This is a genomic window from Chitinophaga eiseniae, assembly GCF_900167135.1.
GTDB classification, from domain to species: Bacteria; Bacteroidota; Bacteroidia; order Chitinophagales; family Chitinophagaceae; genus Chitinophaga; species Chitinophaga eiseniae.
The window spans coordinates 582,422-606,467 of the sequence record NZ_FUWZ01000004.1 but is presented as its reverse complement, the minus strand read 5'-3'; the positions used below and the strand labels follow the sequence as shown (position 1 = coordinate 606,467).

Below are 24,046 nucleotides of genomic sequence, written 5' to 3'. Positions count from 1 at the left end.
AAAGGCCACGTCCGGACCATGAACGACAAAGACCCGCTTAAACTGGAAGAATGTGTAGCTATCAAAGACGGTAAAATTATCTTCGTGGGCGCCTTTGACCAGGCAAAGCTGCTACACTTCAAAGAAGGCATCACCCAGGTCACAGAATATGGAGACAGCGCCCTGATCATGCCCGCTTTTATCGATGCACACGCGCATGTAGGGCTTTTTCTTATGACGCATTCCATGGCCGATCTTGCGGCACGTCCCTATGGAGATGTTAACGACTCCCTGACGCTGGAGAACACCCTGAAAGCCTATCTCGACAGCCTTAAGCTTCCTGACAATGATACCACCACCGTCATTCTGGGCAACAACTACGACGATGCCCAGCTGGCAGGCAACCAGCAGCCTACCCGGTACCTGCTGGACCGCGTCTCCACTACCCACCCTATCTATATCATGCACGTCAGCGGCCACATGGGCGTGGGCAACACGAAGCTGCTGACCATGTTAGGCATTACCAATAACACTCCCGGCAACGCTATCAGCGGAGGCACCATCGTGAAAGACACAAAAGGCGTTCTGACAGGCCTGTTACTGGAAAATGCCAATGTGAACGCACTCAACACCTCCATAGCACTAAATCAGCGCGCCGATACAACAACGGCGGCTAAAAAAGCAATGCTGGAAAGGCTTGTTTCCCGCCTGCTGCAGGCGGAAGAAACCTGGTTCCGCTACGGCATCACCACCATCTGCGAAGGCAGGGCCGACGCCAATACCATTTCACTGATAAAAGGCGCCAACGACCAGGGCCTGCTGACCGGCGATTTTATTGTACTTCCGGACTACGACATGAACCACAACCTCGGCGAACTGGCTAAGTACTACCCCAACTATGACAAACACTTCAAGATCGGCGCGGTTAAATTCACCTTCGACGGCTCTCCGCAAGGCAGGGATGCCTATCTCTCCCTTCCTTACATGAATCCTCCTATCGGTGAAAACAAGAGCTACCGGGGCCACCCGATCTATTCATACAACGATGCGCTGCGGAAAATAGACAGCGTGGCACGTAACCTGAAAATGCCGGTACATGTGCATTGCAACGGCGATGCGGCCATCGACATGGTATTAAATATCTTCAAAACATTAAAAGAAAGAAAAATCCTCGACAACCACCCCACACCCAACGTCATCATCCACACCCAGATCACGCGCCCGGAGCAGCTGGACAGCATGAAGACACTGGCAGGACCGGTAATGGAAAGCTTCTTCCCCACCCATGTGTACCTGTGGGGCGACTGGTACGTTAACCAGGTGTTGGGGATGCCAAGGGCGCAGCGCATTGCTCCGCTGCAGGAGGCTACGAAAAAAGGATTACGATATACCATTCATACCGATTCTCCCATTACCCCGCCAGATCTGCTGACGGCGGTCCATGCCGCTGTAAACAGGCTTACCCTGAACGGCATCCTCCTGGGGCCGGACCAACGGATATCCGTATACGACGCGCTAAAGGCCATCACCACAGAAGCCGCCTTCCAATGGGGAGAAGATTCCACCAAAGGAAAACTGCTGCACAACTATAAGGCAGACATCGTCGTGCTGAGCCACGATCCTGTTAAAGTAAGACCGGAAACCATCCGGGATGCTGTGCAGGTAGTATCCACCTTCAAAGACGGCCAACAGGTATACCCCATCGGACCTGATAAAAGGCGCTTAACCGAAAAATAAATTATCTTCCGGATAAAACGAATCCCGCTTCGCCACTGGGCAAAGCGGGATTTTTTATACTGTGGATGACCGGTTCCTTATCTTGTTGTATAACCACCGTTGGCAAAAATCGTCTGCCCTGTGATCCACCAACCGTCCGTTACCAGGAACTCCACCAGCGGCGCTATATCTTCGATCTTCGTCAGTCCGCCCAACGCTGACGCGGATTTGTGGTACGCCACCGCATCATCCGTCTCCTGGCCGTAAAAGAACGGCGTGTCCATCGGACCGGGCGCTACTGCTGTTACAGAGATGCCACGGGCGCCATATTCCTTAGAGGCGGCACGGGTGTAATGTTCCACCGGCGCCTTGCCACCGGCGTAGGTAGAATACAAACCGGTGAATGCTGCCAGCAATGAGGTCACAATGGTGCAGATTTTACCATTATCATTGATTTGTTTACCCGCTTCCTGTATAAAGAAATAAGCCACTTTGGAGTTGATATCGAACATACTGTCGTACTCCGCTTCCGTCGTGTCGGAGAAAGGTTTCTTCAGCACTTTACCAACAGTATTGATCGCAATATCTATCCCTCCCCATTGCTGACGGACTTCGTTGAAGAGTGCCCGGATGTTTTCCACGTTGGTGAGATCAGCCTGGAACAAGATCGCCTCACCACCGCCAGCTTTAATATCTTCCAGTGTTTTGTCCGCATCCGCCTTAGTACTATCACTGTTATAGTGAATGGCTATTTTAGCGCCTTTTTTCGCCAGTTCCCGGCTCAGCAGACCGCCCAGATTCTTTGCTCCGCCTGCTATGAGCACAACTTTCCCTTTGAGGTCGTTTCTTCCCATGATGACATTTTTTTAAGAATGTTTAACGATGGGATAAAGTTCTAAAAATCCTTTCCGCGGACATGGTGAACTTTCAGGAATTTTGAAAAGCGGAGGATACAGCAGGCCAGGTTTACTGATACCGGCCATCTGCTTCCGCATAAGGCGCTGTCAGCGGACAGAGGCCCGGTATCGGCCGGGGGTTTGTCCTGTCATTTTTTTAAAAAACTTGGAGAAATTGGAGGGATCATAGGTTAACACATTGGCTATTTCCGCCACCGGCTTATCCGTCTCCGCCAGCATTTTCCGGGCGGCATCAACAATCTTCTGATCATAAAAATGACAGGGATGATGTTTCATTGTTTGTTGTATAGTGGCTGTCAGATGGGCGTGCGACACAAACAGCGCGCTGGCGATCTGATTGAGTTCCAGGAACTGCGGCGCCTCGCCGCTGATAACTTCAGCAATATGTTTATCTAAAAAAGCGAAATATGACTGCGTAATTTTTTCACTTTGCTTCATGGACGTTTTAACTGCATTCATTGAACAATCAGGCTGCAATGGTCAACACTTCACCGGGCCGGTCCGGGGTGAAGTTTGCAGCGGTTACACCGGCCCTTCGTCCTCAAAGCTACTTATTTCGCCGCATTTTCCGCTTTTTGTGCTAAAATCGGCTGTTAGGAAACCTTATCTGTCGCCGGCCTGCAGGGCCATCAACGGCACCGGGCTCCGCAAAGTCAATTGTTTGGTATGGCTGGTATGGGTCAACTGGTACAACCAGTCATGCCGCTTCGGCAGCATGATCAACAGGTCCAGCCCGAGCTCTTCCACAGCATCGGTAATACTTTCCACCACTTTTGGGTGAACACTGTAATGATATTCCGGCCGCAAGGGCTCCAGCATATCGTATAAAGCGCTGGTCTCCTGCAGGATAGTGGCAATATGTTCCTTTTTCTCTTTTATGTTCAATACATGCAACTCCGCGCGAAAATCGATGGCAAACAACTCCAGCAAATCTACAGGAACCGTCGTCGTCACATCGTCCAGGTCGCAGGCCAGGCCCATCTTTTTAATGCCTTTAAACACACAGGCGGGCGGTACTGTAATCAGTGGCCATGGCAGGTTTTTCATGGCCGCTACCGCATGGCTGCCCAACAGCAACCGTTCTGTCGCGGTCGTACCCTGGCTTCCCATTACTACCAGGTAAGGCCTTTCCTGGTCGCAAACTGCCTTCAGCTCGGTATAAAAAGCGCCCATCTTCAGCAACGTATTCACCACCACTGCGCCTGCCACCCGATCCGTCATCAGTTGCTGCCACTTATCCAGTTCCTGCTGTATGTCCTGCATCAACCGGTCAGGGTTAAATGCCACCGGCACCTCTGCATAAGACACCGGTAATGTATATACATGTAATAACAATACCTGCTTACCAGTTGCCTTTGCCATATCTGTTGCGTAATACGCAGCATTCAGGGCAGCTGCGGAAAAGTCTGTTGCAACAATGATTGTCTTCATATACTTGTTTTTTGTTACACCAAGGTAGCCACAAACCATGAACAGGATACTGACAGCTGTCAGGCTTTTATTTGATTGTGATCATTGGACCTGCAGGTGGGTAGGGATAGCGCTATAACCCTGTTAAAAAGAAAAGGAACCGATGCCCGGAGGCACCAGTTCCTTTGACTGACCACTTAAAAAAATCAATTACCTACTGCTTTCTGCGCATCTACCACGCCCCAGCCCAGCTGACCATGTTTATTGTTATAGAAGCTGGATGCACGACGCATACGGGCCAGGATGCTGTCGCGGGAGTATGTCGGGTATTTGCTCCATACCAGCGCCGCGATGGCTGCACAGCTGGCCGTAGCCACGGAAGAACCACCCACGGTAGACGGCGGATTGCCGGTAGCCGCGGTAGTCAGCGGATTTCTGCCGGTAGTGGATTTTTCCATGATAATATCAAAAGCCACTTCACGGCCGGAGTGACAATCTTCACAGGGAGAAGTGCCGTTATCCTTCACACCTGTCACCGCCTGTACTTCCGGCATGGTAGCAGGATAAACCACACCGAGGAAAGGCCCGAAGGTGGAGTTGGTGGTACCGGCGGCACAGAACATCAGTTTACCTTTGTTATAAGCATAACGGATACCATCTGTCACGTGACCGAAAGAAAACAGGGACCCCATACTCATGCTGATGATTTTCACCGCGGCATTGTCACCACCCAGCACATAGGCGTCACCGATACCCTGTACTGATTCCGGAGAGAGAATCACCACATTTTCCGCTGCGTGTACGGTGATCAGGTTACTGTTATAGGCGATACCGGCGCTGTTGCCACCGGTGCCGCGGGGCGCGCCAATAACACCGGCCATTTTGGTACCGTGGCCGCATACGTCTGCCGGCGTGCCACCCGGGAAAGTGTTGATTTTCTCGATGGTGCGGCCGGTAGAGGCGCCCTGGTTGAAATTGCTGCCCAGGTTATCCTGTGTAGGACTCACCCCGGTATCTATCAGCATGATCTTGACATTGGCGCCGGTGGACTGTGTCCATGCCTGCGGGATGTTATGATTGGCATAATTCCACGACTGCTTGGCGCCGGGGGTGATATTCGTATAGTCTACACCGGGAACCAGCGATGTATTGGCCAGGTTGGAGTCACAGCCAAAGGTGAGCAGGGAGCTGCTGGTAGCGCCGCCGGAAGCAGGTTGTACCTGCATGTAGCGGGCATACCCCACCGGTTCCGCATACCTTACCAGCGCGGAGGCGCGCAGCGCTTTCACCGTAGCAAAGCGGCTGGCTTTTACGTAGAACACCGGCAGCTTGGGCGACTGATAGGTCACCAGTCCTTTCTCCAGCTTGGTATCTCCTTTGAATTGTTCCGCCTCGGTAATAAGGCTTAATACTTTCTGACGGGCATCCTGCCAGTCGCCGGCGTTAACATTGATTTTGTCGATCTCCCGGCTGATATCGGCAGTGCCGGAAGGCTGGAAGCCGACAGACAGGATGCTGTCGCCCTGTACCAGCGCGCTCCAGACAACACTGTCACTTACCATCTTCCAGTCAAAGCGGCCGGTTTTGTGGAGATTTTCAAATACCAGTCCATTGATAACAGATTTTGGTACGACGCCTTCCGTGGCCGAAGGCTGCTGGCCACCCTGCAGGACAGACTCTGTTCTTTTACAGGAAACAAACGTGGCGAAGAGCATACATGCTGCAAATACATTAACAATTTTCATGTGAGGGTTTGCTTTAAAGATGAGGATTCGGGTTTGGGTTAAAAGATATGATTCAATTGTGTTTTGATATGATCAGCTACAGTGGCGGCGCCGGTTTCCTTCGTCATGGAGATATGATCGCCTGGCGCTGTCAGTGATGCGGAGCGGGTAGCAAAAGACGCCCATCCCAGGCTGTCATCTCCGTTAGTGACCTTCCGCTCTTCCGCACGGATCACCGTCAATGCGGTGTCCACCTGGCCACTGACAACATACTCCATAAACAAACTATGGGTGGCCATGTCGAACATGCGCATTACAAAGCCCAGATGCTCTTTTTCTCCCGGCACATGTGCTTTCAGGTATTCCAGTACAAACGGGATGACCTCCCTGGGCTCCAGGCCTTCAATAGCCGGCTTCAGGGCTTTTACCCATTCTGGGTATGGTTTGACAGCGATCTTATACACGTCAAACGCTTCCAGCAGCGAATGATAAAGGGTGTCATTATCCAGTACGGTGCGTTTAGGCGCCACATGTGTATCCAGCACGAAGAGAGCTTCCACTTTGTCTCCCTGCGCTTCCAGCTGCCGGGCCATCTCAAAGGCGATCTGGCCGCCGAGCGAGTGGCCGATCAGCCGATATGGGCCTGTCGGTTGCACGGATCTCATCCATACGATGTTTTGCGTGGCAATGGCGGGCACGCTGTCCAGCGGCTTTTCCCCCTCGAAGATGCCCATCATCTGCAATCCATAGAGTGCCCCGGTGTCTTCCAGTGCAGCTCCCAGCGTCGTATAGCCTTCACAGATACCATTGCCTCCGGGCAGGAAAAAGAGCGGCGATGCCTGTGGACCGCTGTTCAGCGGCAGGATATGCCTGTTGCCATTATATCCCTTCACCTGCCCGGCCGTATTGACTTTAGCCATGGCTCGCTGGTCCAGCACATCAGCCAGCGCTGCAATCGTCGGAAAATCGAAGATATCACTGATGGCGATCTCCCCTGCCAGTTCCTTGCGCACTACCGCTATCAGGTGGATAGCCAGCAGGGAATTACCACCGGCTTCGAAGTAATTATCATGAACACCTATCCGCGCTATTTCCAGTTGATCCTGCCAGATAGCTGCCAGCGCCCTTTCCGTGGGCGTAGCTGGTGCAACGTAACCACCACCGGGCTGCGTCATGGTATCCGGATCAGGCAGCGCCTTTTTGTCTATCTTACCATTGGCGGTCATCGGCAGTTTTTCCAGTTGCACCAGGTAAGAAGGCACCATATAGTCCGGCAGGCGTTCTTTCAGCCATGTCGCCAGTTGCTCTCTTTCCAACCCGCCTTTGGGCACGATGTACCCTAACAGGCGTTTGCTGCCATTCTCTCCCGCTTTTGCGATGACCACCGTTTGACTTACCTGCGGATGCTGCAGTAATACGCTTTCTACTTCACCCAGCTCGATGCGGAAGCCACGGACCTTCACCTGGTCATCCCGGCGACCGAGATACTCCACTGTGCCATCGGCGCGCCAACGGGCCATATCACCGGTTTTATAAAGACGGTCCCCCGGTGTTTTACCATACGGATGCGGAATAAAACGTTCCGCCGTGAGTTCATCCCGGTTGAGATATCCGCGGGCCACGCCATCACCACCCACGTAAAGTTCCCCGGCCACACCTACCGGCACCAGCTGCAAGGCAGCATCGAGAATATAAGCGGTACGGTTGTTCAGCGGTATACCAATCGGAGTGTTTACCGTCAGTCCCCGCTCATGGATAGGATAACTCAGGGAGAAGGTGGTGTTCTCCGTAGGGCCGTAGATGTTACTGATCTTTATATCAGGATAAGCATCTCTGAAGCGTATTACATGTTTTTCGGACATCTTCTCCCCACCGGTGAGAATAGCCTGTAAATGGGCAAATACGCTGACATCCGTGTCTACCAACTGGTTGAACCATCCGGTGGTAATAAACAATACCGTTACCTGTTTTTCGTATAACTCCTGTTTCAGCACTTCGGTGTCCAGCAGGCTGTTCTCCGGACTGAGTACCAGCCGGCCGCCATTAAGCAGCGCGCCCCAATATTCAAATGTAGTGGCGTCGAAGGAGAGCGAGCCGGCAGACAGGATCGCATCCGTGGGCCGCAACGATACATAGTTGGGCTCCTTCACCAGGCTGGTAACGTTCCGATGGGTCACCAGTACGCCTTTAGGCCTGCCGGTAGAACCGGAGGTATACATCACATAAGCCAGGCTGCCGGCTTTAAGCGTATCAGGGATAACGGCTCCCGTGTAAGCTGGCAGACTATCGTATAGTTCATCCACGCAGAGATGCAACATATCCGGCCTTTCTTTAGCCAGGATGGCAGCATATGTATGCACTGTCACGGTTATATGACTATTGCTCTCCGACAGCATAAAGGCCAGCCTCTCTGCCGGATAATCCGGGTCCAGCGGCACATACGCACCGCCTGCCTTCAGGATGGCCAGGATGGCGGCCATCATTTCCAGGGACCGCGGAATACAAACCGGCACCCTCATTTCTTCTTTCACGCCCTGCGATCTCAGGTAAATCGCCAATCTGTCGGACCATTCATCCAGTTGACGGTAAGTTAGCACCTGGTCCCGAAATAATACCGCGGTTTCGTTGGGCCGTTGACGAGCCTGTTCGGTAAACAGCTGTACAATCGTTTTATCCGCCGGATAAGGCACAGCCGTATGGTTAAAATCTTCCAGCAGCATTTTTTCATCCGCAGCCGTCAGCAGCGGCAACATTCCTACCGGCGTCCCGGGTGCGTCCACGATGGCCTGTAATAATTGTTTGAACTGCGACATCATCCGTTCGATGGTGTCCGCATCAAACAGGTCTGCACAATATTCCACGCTGGCGCCCAGTCCTTCCGGCCCTTCGCGGAACAACACGGTCAGGTCCAGTTTGGCGGTAGTGTGCTCCCCTCCCTCTTCTGTCATCACCAGGTCGCCCAGCTCCAGCTCCGGCACGTCAGGCAGGTTTTGCAGCACGAGCGCTACCTGGAAGATAGGATTGCGGCTAAGGTCCCTGTCTTTGGCCACCACATCCACGATCTTTTCAAAAGGTACCTCCTGGTGCGCATAAGCATCCAGGGTCGTTTGTTTTACCTGTTGCAGCAGGCTGGTAAACGAAGGGTTGCCACTCAGATCAGCGCGCAGCGAGAGGGTATTGATAAAGAAGCCGATAAGGCCTTCCAGTTCCTGGCGCGTACGGCCGGCAACCGGGCTGCCTACGCAGATGTCTTCCTGTCCGCTATAACGGTACAGTAGCACCTGGAAAGCCGCCAGCAGGGTCATAAAGATGGTAGCACCTTCCTGTTTGGCCAGGACATGCAGCTGGTCGGACAATTCACGGTCCAGTATAAACGTAGTAGTGGCGCCACGGTTGCTCTGCAGCGCTGTACGGGGATGGTCCAGGGGTAACTGCAACGCAGCCACGCCGGACAACTTCTGCTCCCAGTAACCCAACTGCCCGGCCAGCACTTCTCCGGAGAGATGTTCCCGCTGCCAGATGGCATAGTCGGCGTATTGAAGCTCCAGCGGCGCCAGTTCCGGTTCACGGCCCCCGGCATATGCTTCATAAAACGCAGCCAGTTCCTTCACCAGCACACCGGTAGACCAACCGTCAGAGGCAATGTGATGCAACGTTGCCACCAGTACATGTTCTTCTTTGCCCAGTACAATCAGTTGCATCCGCAACATATGATCTGCCGACAGATCAAACGGTTTGGTGATCAGCTCTTCCACAAAGGCATGCAGGGCGTTCTTATCTTTCCTGAATGACGGATCTTCGTAGGTATCCATGCGCCACTGGTTTTCGGGAAGTATCTGTTGCCAGGATTCTCCGTCGCCGGAGGCGATCACGGTACGCAGCGCTTCATGGCGGTTGACGATCGCCTGTGCTGAACGGGCCAGCGCCTCAGCATCCAGCCGTCCTCTCAACCGTAATACGGTAGGCAGGTGATAATGCAGGCTACCTTCTACCTGATCGATGAACCACAGCCTTTCCTGGCTGAAAGACAGCGGAATACGGGCTGGCCTTTCTTTCCGCAGGAGGTCTGGCGGCTGTGAATGCCCTTCACGCGATTCCAGCAGGGCGGCCAATCCACCAACGGTAGGATAATCAAATACGTCCCCGATGGTCACCTCCAGCTGTAATTGTTTTCTGATAGCGGAGATCACACGGATGGCCAGCAGGGAATGTCCGCCGAGAGCGAAGAAATCGTCGTGCAATCCTACGTTTTCCACTTCCAGCAACCGCTCCCAGATAGTCGCTAATCCTTGTTGAATAGCGGTAACCGGCGCCGCAAAATCATGGGTATCTGTTGTTATTGTTTCCGTATCCGGCAAACTGCGTTTATCAATTTTCCCGTTGGCCAGCAGCGGGAAGGTTTCCAGCGGGATGATAGCCGCAGGCACCATGTAATCGGGCAGCCGTTCCCGCAACAGCGTAAACACTTCCGTTGCGTCAAAGTCGTCCGCAGGCACTACATATCCCAGCAGGCGCTTGTTCCCGGTATTGTCTTCGCGGGCGATGACCACCGCCTGCGCCACGCCCGGACACTGTTCCAGTATACGCCCTATTTCCCCGGGCTCCACGCGGTAACCGCGTATCTTCACCTGATCATCTATACGGCCAAGGAAGAGGATATTGCCATCGGGCAATAATTTCACCCGGTCGCCGGTACGGTACAACCGCTCTGCAGGACCCGCTGCCAGGGGCTCACTTACAAAACGCTCCGCCGTCAGCGTTTCATTGTGAAGATACCCCGCGGCCACACCTTCTCCACCGATATAGAGTTCACCCGGAACCCCCACCGGGCATAGCTGCCGTTGCGGGTTGAGCACATAGGCACGGGTATTGGAAAACGGTTTACCTACCGGGATAAACGCGCCATACTCCGTATGTGCGTTAACGATATGCAGTAATTTCCCGATGGTCGTTTCCGTAGGCCCGTAGTGGTTCACTACAACGCAGCTGGCCCCGGCAGCGCGGATAGTCTCCGTCACGCTATATTCCAGGGCTTCCCCGCCGAAGATCAGCAGCTTTTCCGGCAGCAGTGGTTGCCCGGGCTCCGACAGGGCTTTCCAGTGCGAGGGAACTATCTTGATACAATCTATCTCGTGTCTTTCAAAGTAAGCCAATACCTTCTGTGCGTCATTGATCGTGTCTTTGGAGAACAGATGCAGTGTAGCACCGATAGACAGCGCGGCAAACAACACCGTATTGCCCAGGTCAGTGGCAATGCTGGAGAGCAGCCCGAATGAATGACACGCATCCACCGGCAGCTGCGCCCGCAAACCGGCGATGTAGTCTGCCAGGTTGTGATGCGTAATTTTCACGCCTTTGGGTTTGCCTGTACTGCCGGAAGTATAGATCACATAAGCAGTAGCCGAAGGCGCCGGCAATTCCAGTCTGCCTGTTGTCGTATAGGCGTTGAAGATATGCTGTTGCTCGTCCTGGAAAATAATCTCCAGTCCTTGTATGTCCGGCAGGATATCGCGGTGCTTTCCTATGCTGACCATCACGGTAGCCCTGGTGTCTTCCAGCATGTATTTTATTCTTTCTGCCGGGAAATCCGGTTCTACCGGCACATAGGCCCCACCTGCACGCAGGATGCCTAATACGGCCACCAGCATGTCCAGCGAGCGGTCTATGCATACAGGCACCAGTACATTCGCTCCTACCCCTTTACTACGCAGGTAATGCGCGAGCAAGGCGGAACGTTGTTCCAGCGCTTTCCAGGACAGCAATTGCCCTTCAAAAGCCAGCGCGGTGCCGTCCGGGTTATGGCGGGCCACCGCTTCAAACCAGTGAAGGAATGTTTGTTGCCGCGGGTAGTGGATAGTCTGTTCCAGTATGGCCAGCTGTTCCTGCTGTTGTTTGCCGGTCATTAACGGCAGCAGATCAACTTTCTCCTGCGGTGCGGCCACAATGGCTTCCAACAATGTTTCAAAGTGGCCCAGCATACGTAATATCGTCTCCTCACGGAAGAGGTCCATGGCATACTCCACCGCGGCATGCAGGCCGCCGTCGCTGTCTTCTGTTATTGAGAGGATGATATTAAAACGTGCCGTCGTATGCGTAATTTCTTCCGGCATCAGCGCCAGGCCGTGCAATTTAAAGTCCGGTGAAGCCGGCGTATTGTCCATTACAAACATCACCTGGAACAACGGCCTTCTGTTAGGATCACGGTCTTTCACCACTGCTTCCACGATTTTCTCAAAAGGCACGTCCTGATGATCAAACGCATCGAGAGTTGTTTGTTTCACCTGTTGCAGCAATTCCGTGAAGGCCGGATTGTTGCCCAGATCACTGCGCAACGCCAGTGTATTGATGAAGAAACCTATCAGATGTTGGGTTTCCTGCTGTGTTCTGCCTGCGGCAGACGTGCCTACGCTGATGTCGTCCTGTCCGCTGTAGCGATGCAGGAGTACTTTAAAGGCTGTCAGCAGCACCATATAGAGGGTAGCGTCCTGTTGCAGCGCCAGTTGATGCAGCTGCCGGCCAAGTGAGGCGGGCAACTGCATACCTACCCTTGCGCCCCGCATACTGATGGTAGACGACGGTGTGAAGTCCGTCGGCAGCTCCAGCGGCGCCACCCCGTCCATCTTATTTTTCCACCAGCCCAGCTTTCGGTCCAGCGCATCAGCAGAAAGTTGTGCCCGCTGCCAGATGGCGAAGTCCGCATATTGCAGCGGCAGCTCCGGTAATTGCAGGGCTTCCCCGCCGGCATAGGCGTTATACAACGCCATTAACTCACGGGTAGCAACACCCATGGACCAGCCGTCGGCCGCAATGTGATGAATGACCAGCACCAACAGATGTTGGTGGTGCCCTAAGCGCAACAGGTGGGCTCTTATGGGATGGTCATGCGATAAGTCGAACGGTGTACGCACCAGCACGCCCAGGTACGTTTCCCGGGAGCCTCCTTCCATATATCCGTCCACGTTATCAATAACCTCCAGCGACCATGTGTCTGCCGGCAGTACCTGCTGATACACCACGCCATCTTCTTCTTTCATTACGGAACGCAGCACTTCATGCCTGTTTACCAGCGTTTGGAAACTACGCTCCAGCGCCGGAATATTCAGATCGCCGTGCAGCTGCAGCAGCTGCGGAATATGATACTGTATGCTTCCCTCCAGCTGATGGATAAACCACAGCCGCTCCTGGCTGAAAGATAGCGGGATACGCGGTCCTCTTGCCTGTACGCTGATTGCCGCCGCAGGTTTTCCTTCCGCTGTGGCCAGCCATACCGCCAGTTGCGCCACCGTCGGGTTGGCAAAAACGGCCCGGATAGGCATTTCCACCTGCAGCTGGCTGCGTACCAGCGCAATAAGGCGTACCACCTGTAACGAGTTACCACCGCATTCGAAGAAATTGTCGTGTATCCCTATCTGTTGCCTGCCCAGCACCTCCTGCCAGATACCAGCCAGTGTTTCCTCTGTGGCGCTGCGTGGCGCCACATATACATTGGTCAGTATATTAGTCATATCAGGCGCTGGTAGTGCGCTTTTATCGATCTTACCGTTAGCGGTCAACGGCAGCTTGTCCAGTGTTACCCATAGCGCGGGGAGCATATAGTCCGGCAGCCTTTTTTTCAGGAAAGCCACCGTATCCGTTTTTTGGAAGTCGCCAGCCGGTACCACGTACGCCACCAGCTGCCGGTTACCCTCATGATCTTTCTGCGCCAGTACCACCGCCTGCTGTACCCGCCCGCTCGCTGTGAGCGCGCTTTCTATTTCACCCAACTCGATACGGTAGCCGCGCACCTTCACCTGCTCGTCGAGACGCCCAAGGTATTCGATGGTGCCGTCCGGCAGCCACCGGCCAAGGTCTCCGGTTTTGTACATCAGCGTACCGGCATGGAACGGATCTGACACAAATTTTTCCTGTGTGAGATCAGGACGGCCCCAATATCCCAGCGCCAGACTGTCACCAGCCAGGCATATTTCACCGGCGATACCGGCAGGACATAATTTTTCACGGCGGTTAAGGATATATATCCGGGTATTGCTGACCGGACGGCCGATTACCGGAGCACGGTCTTTATCCGTTGCCGACAGCTCATACCAGGTAGCCACTACGCTATTCTCCGTAGGGCCGTAGTTGTTAATGATTTTATAGGACAGACCACTGACATCCGTCGCCGGCAGCTGATCGCCGCCAGTCAGCAGATATTGCAACGGCAGTATTTTGTCCGCTGCCGCCCGGATGAATTCCTGCACCTGCGCAGTGGAGATAAAAGCATGCGTAAAGCCCTGCTGCCGATGCAACGCAATGAGGGAAGGCATCAGCACACGGGTATCGTTGTCTGGCAGGTACACATACGCTCCTGCCGTAAGGTAAGGCCACACTTCCCAGCCGAAGGCATCGAAGCCCACGCCGGAAACGGCCGTGGCCTTGCTGTGCGCATTCACCCGGAATGCAGCCTGATGCCAGTGCACCAGGTTCATTAACCCACGATGCGGTATCATCACGCCTTTCGGCTGACCGGTAGATCCCGAGGTATAGATCAGGTAGGCTACCTGTCCGGGGGCGACTTCGGGCAGGTCAGCGACCGGAACGTAGTGGTTGATCGCTCCTTTGTCTTCATCCAACCGGATAACCGTTAACTGGTCAATATCGGGTACACTATTCACATGATGGCTGTCCGTGATCAGCGCGGCGGCGCCGCAATCGGCGAGCATATAACGGACACGGTCCGACGGATAGGCGGTATCTACCGGCACGTAAGCCGCACCGGCTTTCATAACAGCCAACATGGCCAGCACTATTTCCGGCGTACGTTCGAGATATACCGGTACCCGGTCCCCTGCCTTTACGCCCAGCCCCTGAAGATAATGCGCCAGTTGAACGGCTCTTTCATTGAGTGTTTTATAAGTAAGGGAAGCCGTTGCCGAAGCCAGCGCAATGGAATTGGGCCGCATGGTTACCTGTGAGGCAAACAGGGACAACAGGGTATCTTCTGCCGGATAGGCGGCAGTCGTTTGATTAAACGTATGCAGCAGCTGCGTGGTTTCCTGTGGTGTAATCAACGTCAGTTCATCGATGACAGCATCCGGCGTCTGCACGATGGTACGTAGTAACTGTTCGAAATGCCCCACCATACGCTGTATGGTAGCCTCACGGAACAGGTCTGTGCAATATTCGACACTGCCCATCAGCCCCTCGGCGCCTTCTATCACCGACCAGCTGAGATCGAAGCGGGAAGTAGCATGAGCGTTTTCCTGCTGTGACAACCTCAGGTCACCCAGCGTCAGCGTTGCTTCCTGCGGCGCGTTCTGTAATACGAACATCACCTGGAACAGCGGCGTGCGGCTGATATCCCTTTCCCTGACCACAGCGTCCACCACCTGCTCAAAAGGTACATCCTGCTGCTGATAAGCGCCAAGCGTAGTTTGTTTTACCTGCTGCAGTAAAGTGATAAACGACGGTTCGTTGGCCAGGTCGCTGCGCAGCGCCAGCGTATTGATAAAGAAACCGATCAGTCCTTCTGTTTCCTGAAGGGTCCTGCCGGCAGTGGGTACGCCTACGCAGATGTCTTCCTGTCCGCTGTAGCGGTATAACAATACTTTAAAGGCGGCGAGCAGTGTCATAAACAATGTGGCTCCCTGTTGCTGTGACAGCGTCTGCAAAGCGGCCGAGAGGTTACGGTCAAGCCTGAACGAATACAGGCTGCCCCGGGTGCTTTGCACTGCCGGTCTTGGGAAATCGGTCGGCAGTTGTAAAGTAGCCGTACCGGATAACTTATTCTTCCAGTAACCAAGTTTGTCCTCCAATACGCTGCCGGCGAGGTATTCCCGCTGCCAGACAGCAAAGTCGGCATACTGGATATTTCGTTCCGGCAACGATGGTGTGCGGCCGGTGGCATAAGCGTCATACAATGCTGCCAGCTCTTCCACGATAATACCGGTAGACCAGGCATCAGAAGCGATGTGATGCAGGGTGACCACCAGCACATATTCATCCTGTTGTCTTACGATCAGGTGTGCGCGCAACATATAGTCGTTACCGAGATCAAACGGAGCATTGATGAGGCGGGAGATATAATCCTGCAAGGCTGGTTCCGTTATGAGAGAAGTGCCCGCAATGATCTGTAACTGCCAGTCATCGGCCGGCAGTATCCGTTGCCAGGCCAGCCCCTCTTCATGTTCGATGACTGTGCGGAGCACCTCATGGCGTTCCACGATCGTTTTCAGTGCAGTTGCCAGAGCGGTGCTATCCAACTTGCCTTTCAAGCTTAACACTGCTGGTACATGATAATGTATACTGCCTTCCATACGGTCAATAAACCAGAGCCTTTCCTGGCTGAAAGACAGCGGAATGCGCGCCGGTCGCTCCTTAGGCACCAGCGCCGGTGCAGGCGGTTGCGGTTTCCGTTGTTCCAGTTGCGCTGCCAATGCGGCTACCGTCGGATAATCGAATACGTCGCCGATCGTCACTTCCGCCTCCATTTGTTTACGGATGGCAGAAATAAGGCGGATGGCCAGCAGGGAATGACCACCCAAAGCAAAAAAATCATCATGACGGCCGACTTCCTCAACTTCCAGCAATACAGACCAGATAGCTGCGAGCTTTTGCTCTACGGATGTTTCGGGCGCCGCATATCCCTTTTGTTCCCCGGAAGCCTCCTCCGGATCAGGTAACGCCTTACGGTCTACCTTGCCGTTGGCCATCAGCGGGAAGCTATCTATGAAAGACCACAACGCCGGATGCATATGATCAGGCAATTCATTTTTAACGTATGCCTGCAATGCCTCTATGTCTGTGCCGTTACCACGCAGGATATAAGCTACCAGGCGCTTATCGCCGCTACTATCAGGTTTTGCCAGTACTACGGCCTGTTCGGTAAGACCACTCTTCACCAGTACATTTTCGATCTCTCCTAATTCCACCCGGTAACCACGGATTTTCACCTGGTCATCGGCGCGCCCCAGGAACAGGATATTGCCGTCCGGCAGGTATTTCACCAGGTCGCCGGTACGGTACAACCTGGAAGCGACGCCTGGCAGAAAACGATCGGCCACAAACTTCTCGCTGGTCAGTGCTTCCTGATGGAGATAGCGGGCAGCCACGCCATCACCACCGATATACAGCTCCCCGGGAACGCCTACAGGGCTTAACTTTCCTGTCGGCGACACCACGTATATCCGGGTATTGGAGAACGGTTTGCCGACGGGGACCTGTTCTTCATACAGCCTATCGGGTTGTACCACGTGGACCAGTTTTCCGATAGTCGTTTCCGTTGGCCCGTAGTGGTTGACCACTGTAACGTTGTTGCCCGATGCCCGGATAGCCGCTATGACGCCGGCATCCAGCGCTTCTCCTCCAAAAATCAGCAGCTTCCGGGGCAACAATAAGTTGCCTGGCAACGACAATGCTTTCCAGTGGGATGGCACGATCTTAATACAGTCCACCGGATGCGCCGCAAAATAGGCAGCGATCCGCTCTGCGTCATTCACCGCTTCTTTGGTGAACACATGCAATGCTCCGCCTGTGGCCAGCGCCCCAAAGACAACGGTATTACCAAGATCAGTGGCGATGCTGGACATCAGGCCGAAAGAACGGCTCTCTTCCAGTGGCAGCGCATGCTTTAATCCATATACATAATCCATCAGGTTCTGATGGGTAACGATCACTCCTTTCGGATTACCGGTACTGCCGGAAGTATAAATAACGTAAGCCGGTTGTCCGTGTAGCCATTCCCGTGTTATACGTGTAGCCGGCATGGTATCCAGCAACGCAGCATCTCCATCAAGGGCAATGATGTGCTGGTCCGTCAGCGGCAATTTGCCGGCACAGGCCTTATTGGTGACGATGACCTTCGCCGCCGTATCCGCCAGCATGTACCCCACACGTTCCGCCGGAAAATCCGGGTCGATGGGCACGTAGGCGCCGCCGGCCTTGAGGATGCCCAGCAGGGCGATCAGTATATCAGCAGAACGTTCGAAATACAAGGGCACGAGTGAACCGGTTGTTACACCTTTGCTGCGCAGATAATGCGCCAGCTGAGTGGCCTGTTTGTCCAACTGGTGGTAGGTCAACACACGGTCTTCACACCGTACAGCTGTCTGTTCCGGCACGCGGTCCGCCTGTTCTTCAAATATATCCAGGAGCGTGGTATGCGCGGGATACGCTACGGTAGCGGTATTCAGCAGCCGCTGTTTTTCCGTTGGCGTCAACAGCTCAATATCTCCGACTATCTCTGCGGTACCGGCCGTGATTTGCTGCAACACCTGTTTAAAATGCCCGGTGATCGCTTCGAGATAATGATCTTCCAGCAAAGCGGTGTTATAGGCAAACATCAGGCTGGTTTCAGCAGAAATGCTGATAATGATGGTCAGCGGATAGTTGGTGTGCGGATGTGTTTCCACGCCTGTCACTTTCAGTTGCCATTCCTTTGCGTTCACCACTTCATCTACAGGATAGTTCTGGAAAGTAATGGAGCTGTCAAACAGATCACCATTGATGCCTGCCCATTGCTGCACCTGCTGCAGATTATTATACTGGTGTTCCCGGCTTTGCTGCTGCTCCGATTGCAGTTGCTGCAACCAGCTGACGATATTGTCGCTTTCGTCTACAGCCGTATGCAGCGGCAACGTATTAATGTACAATCCTACTCCCCTTTCTGCGCTCTGCAGGTTGTCCGGTCGACCAGACACCGTGATACCGTAGGCTACGTTGCTGTGACCGGTGTAGGCGTGCAACAGGTATGCCCAAACGCCCTGCATCAGCGTATTAACGGTAATATGATGTCTTTGTGCAAAACGCGACAGCTGCTGCGTAAAAGCGGCGTCCAGCACCACCTTCCGGTTACTGTATGCCCCCACCCCTTTGGTGCGTGCAGTGGTATTGCCAATGAAAGGCAACAGGGTCGCTTCATTCAGGTTATGCAGATATTGTTTCCAGTAATGCTCTGCTGCCTCTTTGTCGAGGCGGTCCAGGTACTGAATGTATTCCCCGAAACGGTCGTCTCCCAGGGATGGCGGAGCACCACCGGTCAGGAAAGCATCGTATCCCGACAGCAGTCCTTCCACGAGAATAGGCAATGACCAGCCATCCAGCAGGATATGATGGGATGTCCATAACATCCGGAAGTTATTATCGTGTAGCCGTACCAGTGTCAAACGCATTAACGGCGCTTCTGTAAAATTAAATCCCCGGCGCAGGTCCGCCTCTTCCAGGGTTTTATATAACCTGTTCTGTTCATCCGGGCTAAAGGAGGTGTAATCCATTATCTCTACCGGTAACACTACCTTCTTGTAAACACATTGCACCGGGATGCTGAAGCGGTCATAATAAAAAGCGGTACGCAGAATGCTGTGTTTTTCCACCAGCAGGTTCCAGCTTTTTACAAAAGCGTCTACATGCAGGTCTTCCAGCACTACGGTCATCTGCTCCGTGTATGTGCCTCCCTCTGCGGCGTACAGGCTATGAAAGAGCATGCCCTCCTGCAAACCGCTCAACCGGTAAAGGCTGTCTATTTGCTCCCGCCGCGGTGTGCCATTGTACGGCGCATCGAGGAAGCTGTCCAGGTCTTCGTTCGAAACCCAGGCGCCCAGCCCGTAATCTGAGGGGGTAAACACCGGAGTTTGCACCGCCACACAGTGCGCAATCAGCGCTTCCAGGTGAGAGAGATAGTGCTGCGCCAGTTGCGCAATGGTAGCCGGTTCAAAGTGTTGTGAACTATAATTCCAATCCAGCTGCAATTGTCCGGCTTTCACCAGGCCTGTCACGCTCAGCAGTTCCTGCAACGGAAAGCCGGCAGCGATGTCAGCACCGGAGGATTCCGGAGCCCCGCTGAACAGGCCAGCCTCGTCTTTCAGGTTATCGGACTGGCCCAGGTAGTTAAATACCACATTCCAGGGATTGACACCCTGCAACGTCGGTATTTTGTTCAGATACTTCAGGACGCCATATCCCAACCCTTTATCCGGCGTACGCCGCAGCTGTTCTTTGACGGCCTTCAACGTCTCTCCCACATTATTACCGCCGGTTTCCAGCAGTACCGGGAACAGATTGGTAAACCAACCCACCGTGCGACTGGTATCGATGTTTTTATTGATGTCTTCCCTGCCATGCCCTTCCAATCCTACAATCACGGCTGCATGTCCATTCCATGCGGACAAAGTCAGGGCTAATGCCGTCAGCAGGATATCATTAATCTCCGTGTGATAAGCCTGCGAAGCATCTTTCAACAACTGGCGGGTGCGCTGTGCATCCAGCTGCGAAGTATAATTTCCGGTATCCGCTACCGTTACCTGCCCTTCAAATTTTTTGTCGGTCTTCAGGGGCAGCGGTTGTTGCACCACCCTTTCCCAGTAAGGCGCCTGGGACAGTCCGCGTTGTGACTCCCCGTAATTGACCAATGCTTGCTGCCATTGCCGGTAAGAAGAACCTTTCCGCTCCGGCAATGATTGACCCTGCAACAGTTGCTGCAGGTCTTCCAGGAGAATACGCCAGGAAACGGCATCTACAGCGAGGTGGTGCACCACGATAAAGAGGCGGTTGGCCTCTTCTGCATCTGGGGTCTGTATCAGCACCACTTTTGCTACCGTTCCCGTGCGAATGTCCAGGCTGGCCTGATAACGGTCAGCAGTAGCGGTAATAGCATCCGACAGTGCTTCCGTCGGCACGCTCCGCAGGTCCGCTATTTCCAGCTCACCCCCACCAGCGCCATACACCTGCTGCCATTTGTTTTCCTGTTGGTGATATACAAAACGTAAAGCATCGTGATAGTTAACCAGCTGTTGAATAGCCGGCATCAAGCGCTCAGCTGTTATTTTTTTATCGATCCCCAGTAATACACTTTGATTAAAATGGTTTACAGCAGCGGTATCCAGCTGAAGGAACCATTGCTGGATAGGTAATAGTCCGCTGGTCCCGGTAAGCGTTCCCTGTTCGCCGGTCACGCTGCGGCCCGCCTGTGCATGTATATGTGCTGCCAGTGCTGCGATATGCTGATGTACGAACAGGTCTCTCGGCTGCAACTCATACCCCGCCCGTCTTATGCGGCCTACGGCCTGAATGGTGATAATAGAATCGCCGCCCAGCTCAAAGAAATTGTCGTATATGCCTACCTGTTGCACACCCAGCAGCTCCTGCCAGATAGCAGCCAGGACTTCTTCCGTAGTATTACGCGGAGCCGTGTAAATAGCTGTAGCCGTGCTTTCCTGGGCAGGTTCCGGCAGGGCATTTTTATCGATCTTGCCGTTGGCCGTTAGTGGCAAACGGTCCATGACGATAATAGCCGCCGGCACCATGTATTCCGGCAAGCGGCTTTTCACCGCGGCCAGGGCAGCGGCCTTATCAAAACTTTCATCACCAGCCACGTAGGCTACCAGCCGTTTGTGCCCGGCGCTGTCAGCTTTAGCCAATACCAGCGCCTGTTTAGCACCTTTCACAGCAGCGAGCACATTTTCAATTTCCCCGGGCTCAATACGGTAGCCACGTATCTTCACCTGCTCATCTATACGTCCCAGGTATTCGATAGTTCCGTCAGCACGCCAGCGACCCAGGTCGCCGGTATGATATATCCTTTCTCCGTTTGTATGGATGGTGAATTTCTCTGTTGTCAGTACCGGCAGATTTAAATACCCTTTAGCCAGACCAGTGCCCGCGATGCATATTTCTCCGGCTACACCGACAGGACTGAGTGCGCCCGCCGGGCTGAGTATGTATATCCTGGTATTGCTCACAGGGCTACCGATGGGAGGCGTCATCACCGCGTTAACAGATGACAGCGTATAACTGGTAGTGACTACACTATTTTCCGTTGGCCCGTAGTTATTGACCAATTGATAAGGCAGCTGTGATACCTGCGTGGCGGGCAGTTTATCGCCGCCGGTGAGCAGGTACTGCAGATCTTGTATCTTTCCTGCACCAGCCTGGATAAATGCCGGTACCAGGGCGGTGGATATAAAAGCGTGTGTGATCTGTTGTTTTACGTGCAGGCCCACCAGTGCCGGGATGAAGATGCGGGTATCATCGTCTACCAGGAAAACAGAAGCGCCGGCGGTAAGGTATGGCCAAAGCTCCCATCCGAATGCATCGAAACCGATGCCGGAAACGGCAGTAGCGCGGCTATCAGCGGTTACGCCGAAAGCCCGCTGGTGCCAATGTACCAGGTTGGCCAGCCCCCGGTGTTCAATCATTACACCTTTGGGTTGACCAGTGGAGCCGGAAGTATAAATAACATATACCAGCTGATCGGCTGCAGGCGTCACTGACAGCGCGGTAGCCGGGCAACGATCGATAGATGCCTGCTCCCGTTCCGGAACAACCGGCCGTATTTTCTCCCCGATGCCGACGGTGATCACTTCATTACAAATAACTATCGCTGCTCCGGTATCTTCCAGCATAAAGCCTATGCGCGCTGCCGGATAAGAAGGATCTACCGGCACATAGGCAGCGCCGGTCTTAATCACCGCCAGCATGGCCACCACAAGATCATGGGAGCGCTCAAGGCAAATTGGTACCAGGCTGCCTGCGGTAACACCTTGTTGCTGCAGGTAATGCGCCAGCCGGTTGGAACGTTCTTCCAGTGCCTGATATGACAATGCTCCGTCTGCGCTCTTCACTGCCACGGTATCAGGCCTGGTAATCACCTGTTCACGAAACAGGTCCAGCACCGTTTTATCCGTCGGAAAATCAGTATAGGTATCGTTAAATGTCAGCTGTAATTGTTGCTCTTCCGCTTTGTTCAGCAGCAGGAGATCATCTATACGTGCATCCGGGGTAGTGGTCACGGACTGCAGCAACTCTTTGAAATGCCCGATCAAAGCCTCTATAGTGGCAGCGCTGAACAAATCAGCACCATATTCCACGCTCCCTTTTAATCCTCCGTCTATCTCCTGCATGATCAGGGTAAGATCGAACTTAGCGCTTTCTGTAATGATTTTTTCTTCTGATAACCGCAGTTTGCCGGGCGCCTCTGCTTTTGATACCGGTGTATTCTGCAAGGCGAAGACTACCTGAAACAGCGGGCTACGGCCGGGGTTACGGCCCTTTACCACGGTTTCGATCACTTTCTCCAACGGTATTTCCTGGTGATCGTAGGCACTCAGGGTTGTCTGTTTAATCTGCTGAAGCAATGCCCGGAAAGAGGGATGACCACCCAGATCGCTACGTAACGCCAGCGTATTCACAAAGAGGCCGATCAATGTTTCCATCTCAGCCCTCGTTCTGCCGGAGACAGGACTTCCTACGCAGATATCCTCCTGGCCGCTGTAACGGTATAACAGCACCTTAAAAGCGGCCAGCAATGTCATAAAGAGCGTCACGTCTTCCTGGCGGGACAGCTGTTTCAGTTTGTGAGCGATGTTGTCATCCACGACAAAATCAATGGTAGCGCCACGGGTGCTCTGAACGGCAGGCCGCGGATAATCCAGGGGCAATTCCAGGGGCGCCACACCAGCCAGCTGCTGTTTCCAGTATTCCAGCTGCTGTTGCAGCCCGTTGTCACCGAGCTGCCGGCGTTGCCAAAGGGCATAGTCGGCGTATTGTATTTCCAGCGGCGCCAGATCCGGCGTATAACCGTTAGCGTAAGCATCATACAACGCCTGCAATTCACTTACCAGGATACCGGTGGACCAGCCATCGGAAACGATATGATGCAGTGTTAACACCAGGATGTGCTCCTCTTTCCCCAGCACGATCAGTTGCGCCCGCAGCAGATGGTCATTGGCGAGATCAAAAGGAATGGCAATATCCTGTCTCAGCACTTCCTGTAAAGCAGCAGTATCGTGGAACACTTCGGCATCTTCACGGATACGGAGCCGCCATTGGTCTTTTTCCATCACATACTGTGACGGCCGGCCACCATCTTCGCTGGTGCGGATCACCGTGCGGAGGACTTCATGCCGGTTAACGATTTCGCGCAGGGCATTTTCCAGTGCTCCGCGGTCCAGCGGTCCCTCCATACGGAGTGCAGCAGACAGGTGATATTGTACACTGCCTTCCAGCTGATCAATGATCCAGAGTCTTTCCTGGCTGAAAGACAGTGGTGTCGCGGTATCGGCCGAACGGCCGGAAGCAGCCGTTATAGCCGATCCCGTAACTGCCGCCGTGCGCTGATGATATTGCCTGAAATAAGTAATGAGATGTTGTTTGTTGTCCTTCAGCACTTTCAGCAGGCTGCTGTCGATTTTTTGTTCTTTGTTAACCTTTACCACCAGGTCGTTTTCGTCATAGGATATCTTTATTCCCGAATCCTGGGCCCTTCCCAGTAAGTCAACGATGTCAATTAAATTAAAATCTGACATATACAGTTGTTTGAATGAATGA

6 protein-coding genes are annotated in these 24,046 nt (G+C 53.6%); 1 reads left to right on the top strand and 5 read right to left on the bottom strand.

The annotated features are described in order from the left end of the window. Positions 1-18 precede the first annotated feature (18 nt). The gene (locus B5D63_RS25675) at positions 19-1,716 is read left to right on the top strand and encodes an amidohydrolase (protein ID WP_143313094.1); all 1,698 of its coding nucleotides are present in this window, start codon (positions 19-21) and stop codon (positions 1,714-1,716) included. Between the two features lie 77 nt (positions 1,717-1,793). Here B5D63_RS25675 and B5D63_RS25670 read toward each other — a convergent pair whose 3' ends face one another. The 5 genes from B5D63_RS25670 to B5D63_RS25650 form a co-directional block, all read right to left on the bottom strand. Beyond that, on the bottom strand, positions 1,794-2,549 hold the full coding sequence (locus B5D63_RS25670) for an SDR family oxidoreductase (protein ID WP_078671715.1): 756 nt from the start codon (positions 2,547-2,549) through the stop codon (positions 1,794-1,796). Between the two features lie 150 nt (positions 2,550-2,699). Next, on the bottom strand, positions 2,700-3,050 hold the full coding sequence (locus B5D63_RS25665) for a helix-turn-helix domain-containing protein (RefSeq protein WP_200817101.1): 351 nt from the start codon (positions 3,048-3,050) through the stop codon (positions 2,700-2,702). 165 nt (positions 3,051-3,215) lie between these two features. Then, the gene (locus tag B5D63_RS25660) at positions 3,216-4,043 is read right to left on the bottom strand and encodes a universal stress protein (RefSeq protein ID WP_159456162.1); all 828 of its coding nucleotides are present in this window, start codon (positions 4,041-4,043) and stop codon (positions 3,216-3,218) included. A 185-nt stretch (positions 4,044-4,228) separates the two neighbouring features. Next, positions 4,229-5,767, bottom strand: coding sequence for a S8 family serine peptidase (locus B5D63_RS25655; RefSeq protein WP_078671712.1), 1,539 nt, complete (start codon positions 5,765-5,767; stop codon positions 4,229-4,231). 38 nt (positions 5,768-5,805) lie between these two features. Next, a complete protein-coding gene (locus B5D63_RS25650; RefSeq protein ID WP_078671711.1) occupies positions 5,806-24,024 on the bottom strand; it encodes a non-ribosomal peptide synthetase in 18,219 nt (6,072 codons plus the stop codon). Positions 24,025-24,046: the final 22 nt, after the last annotated feature.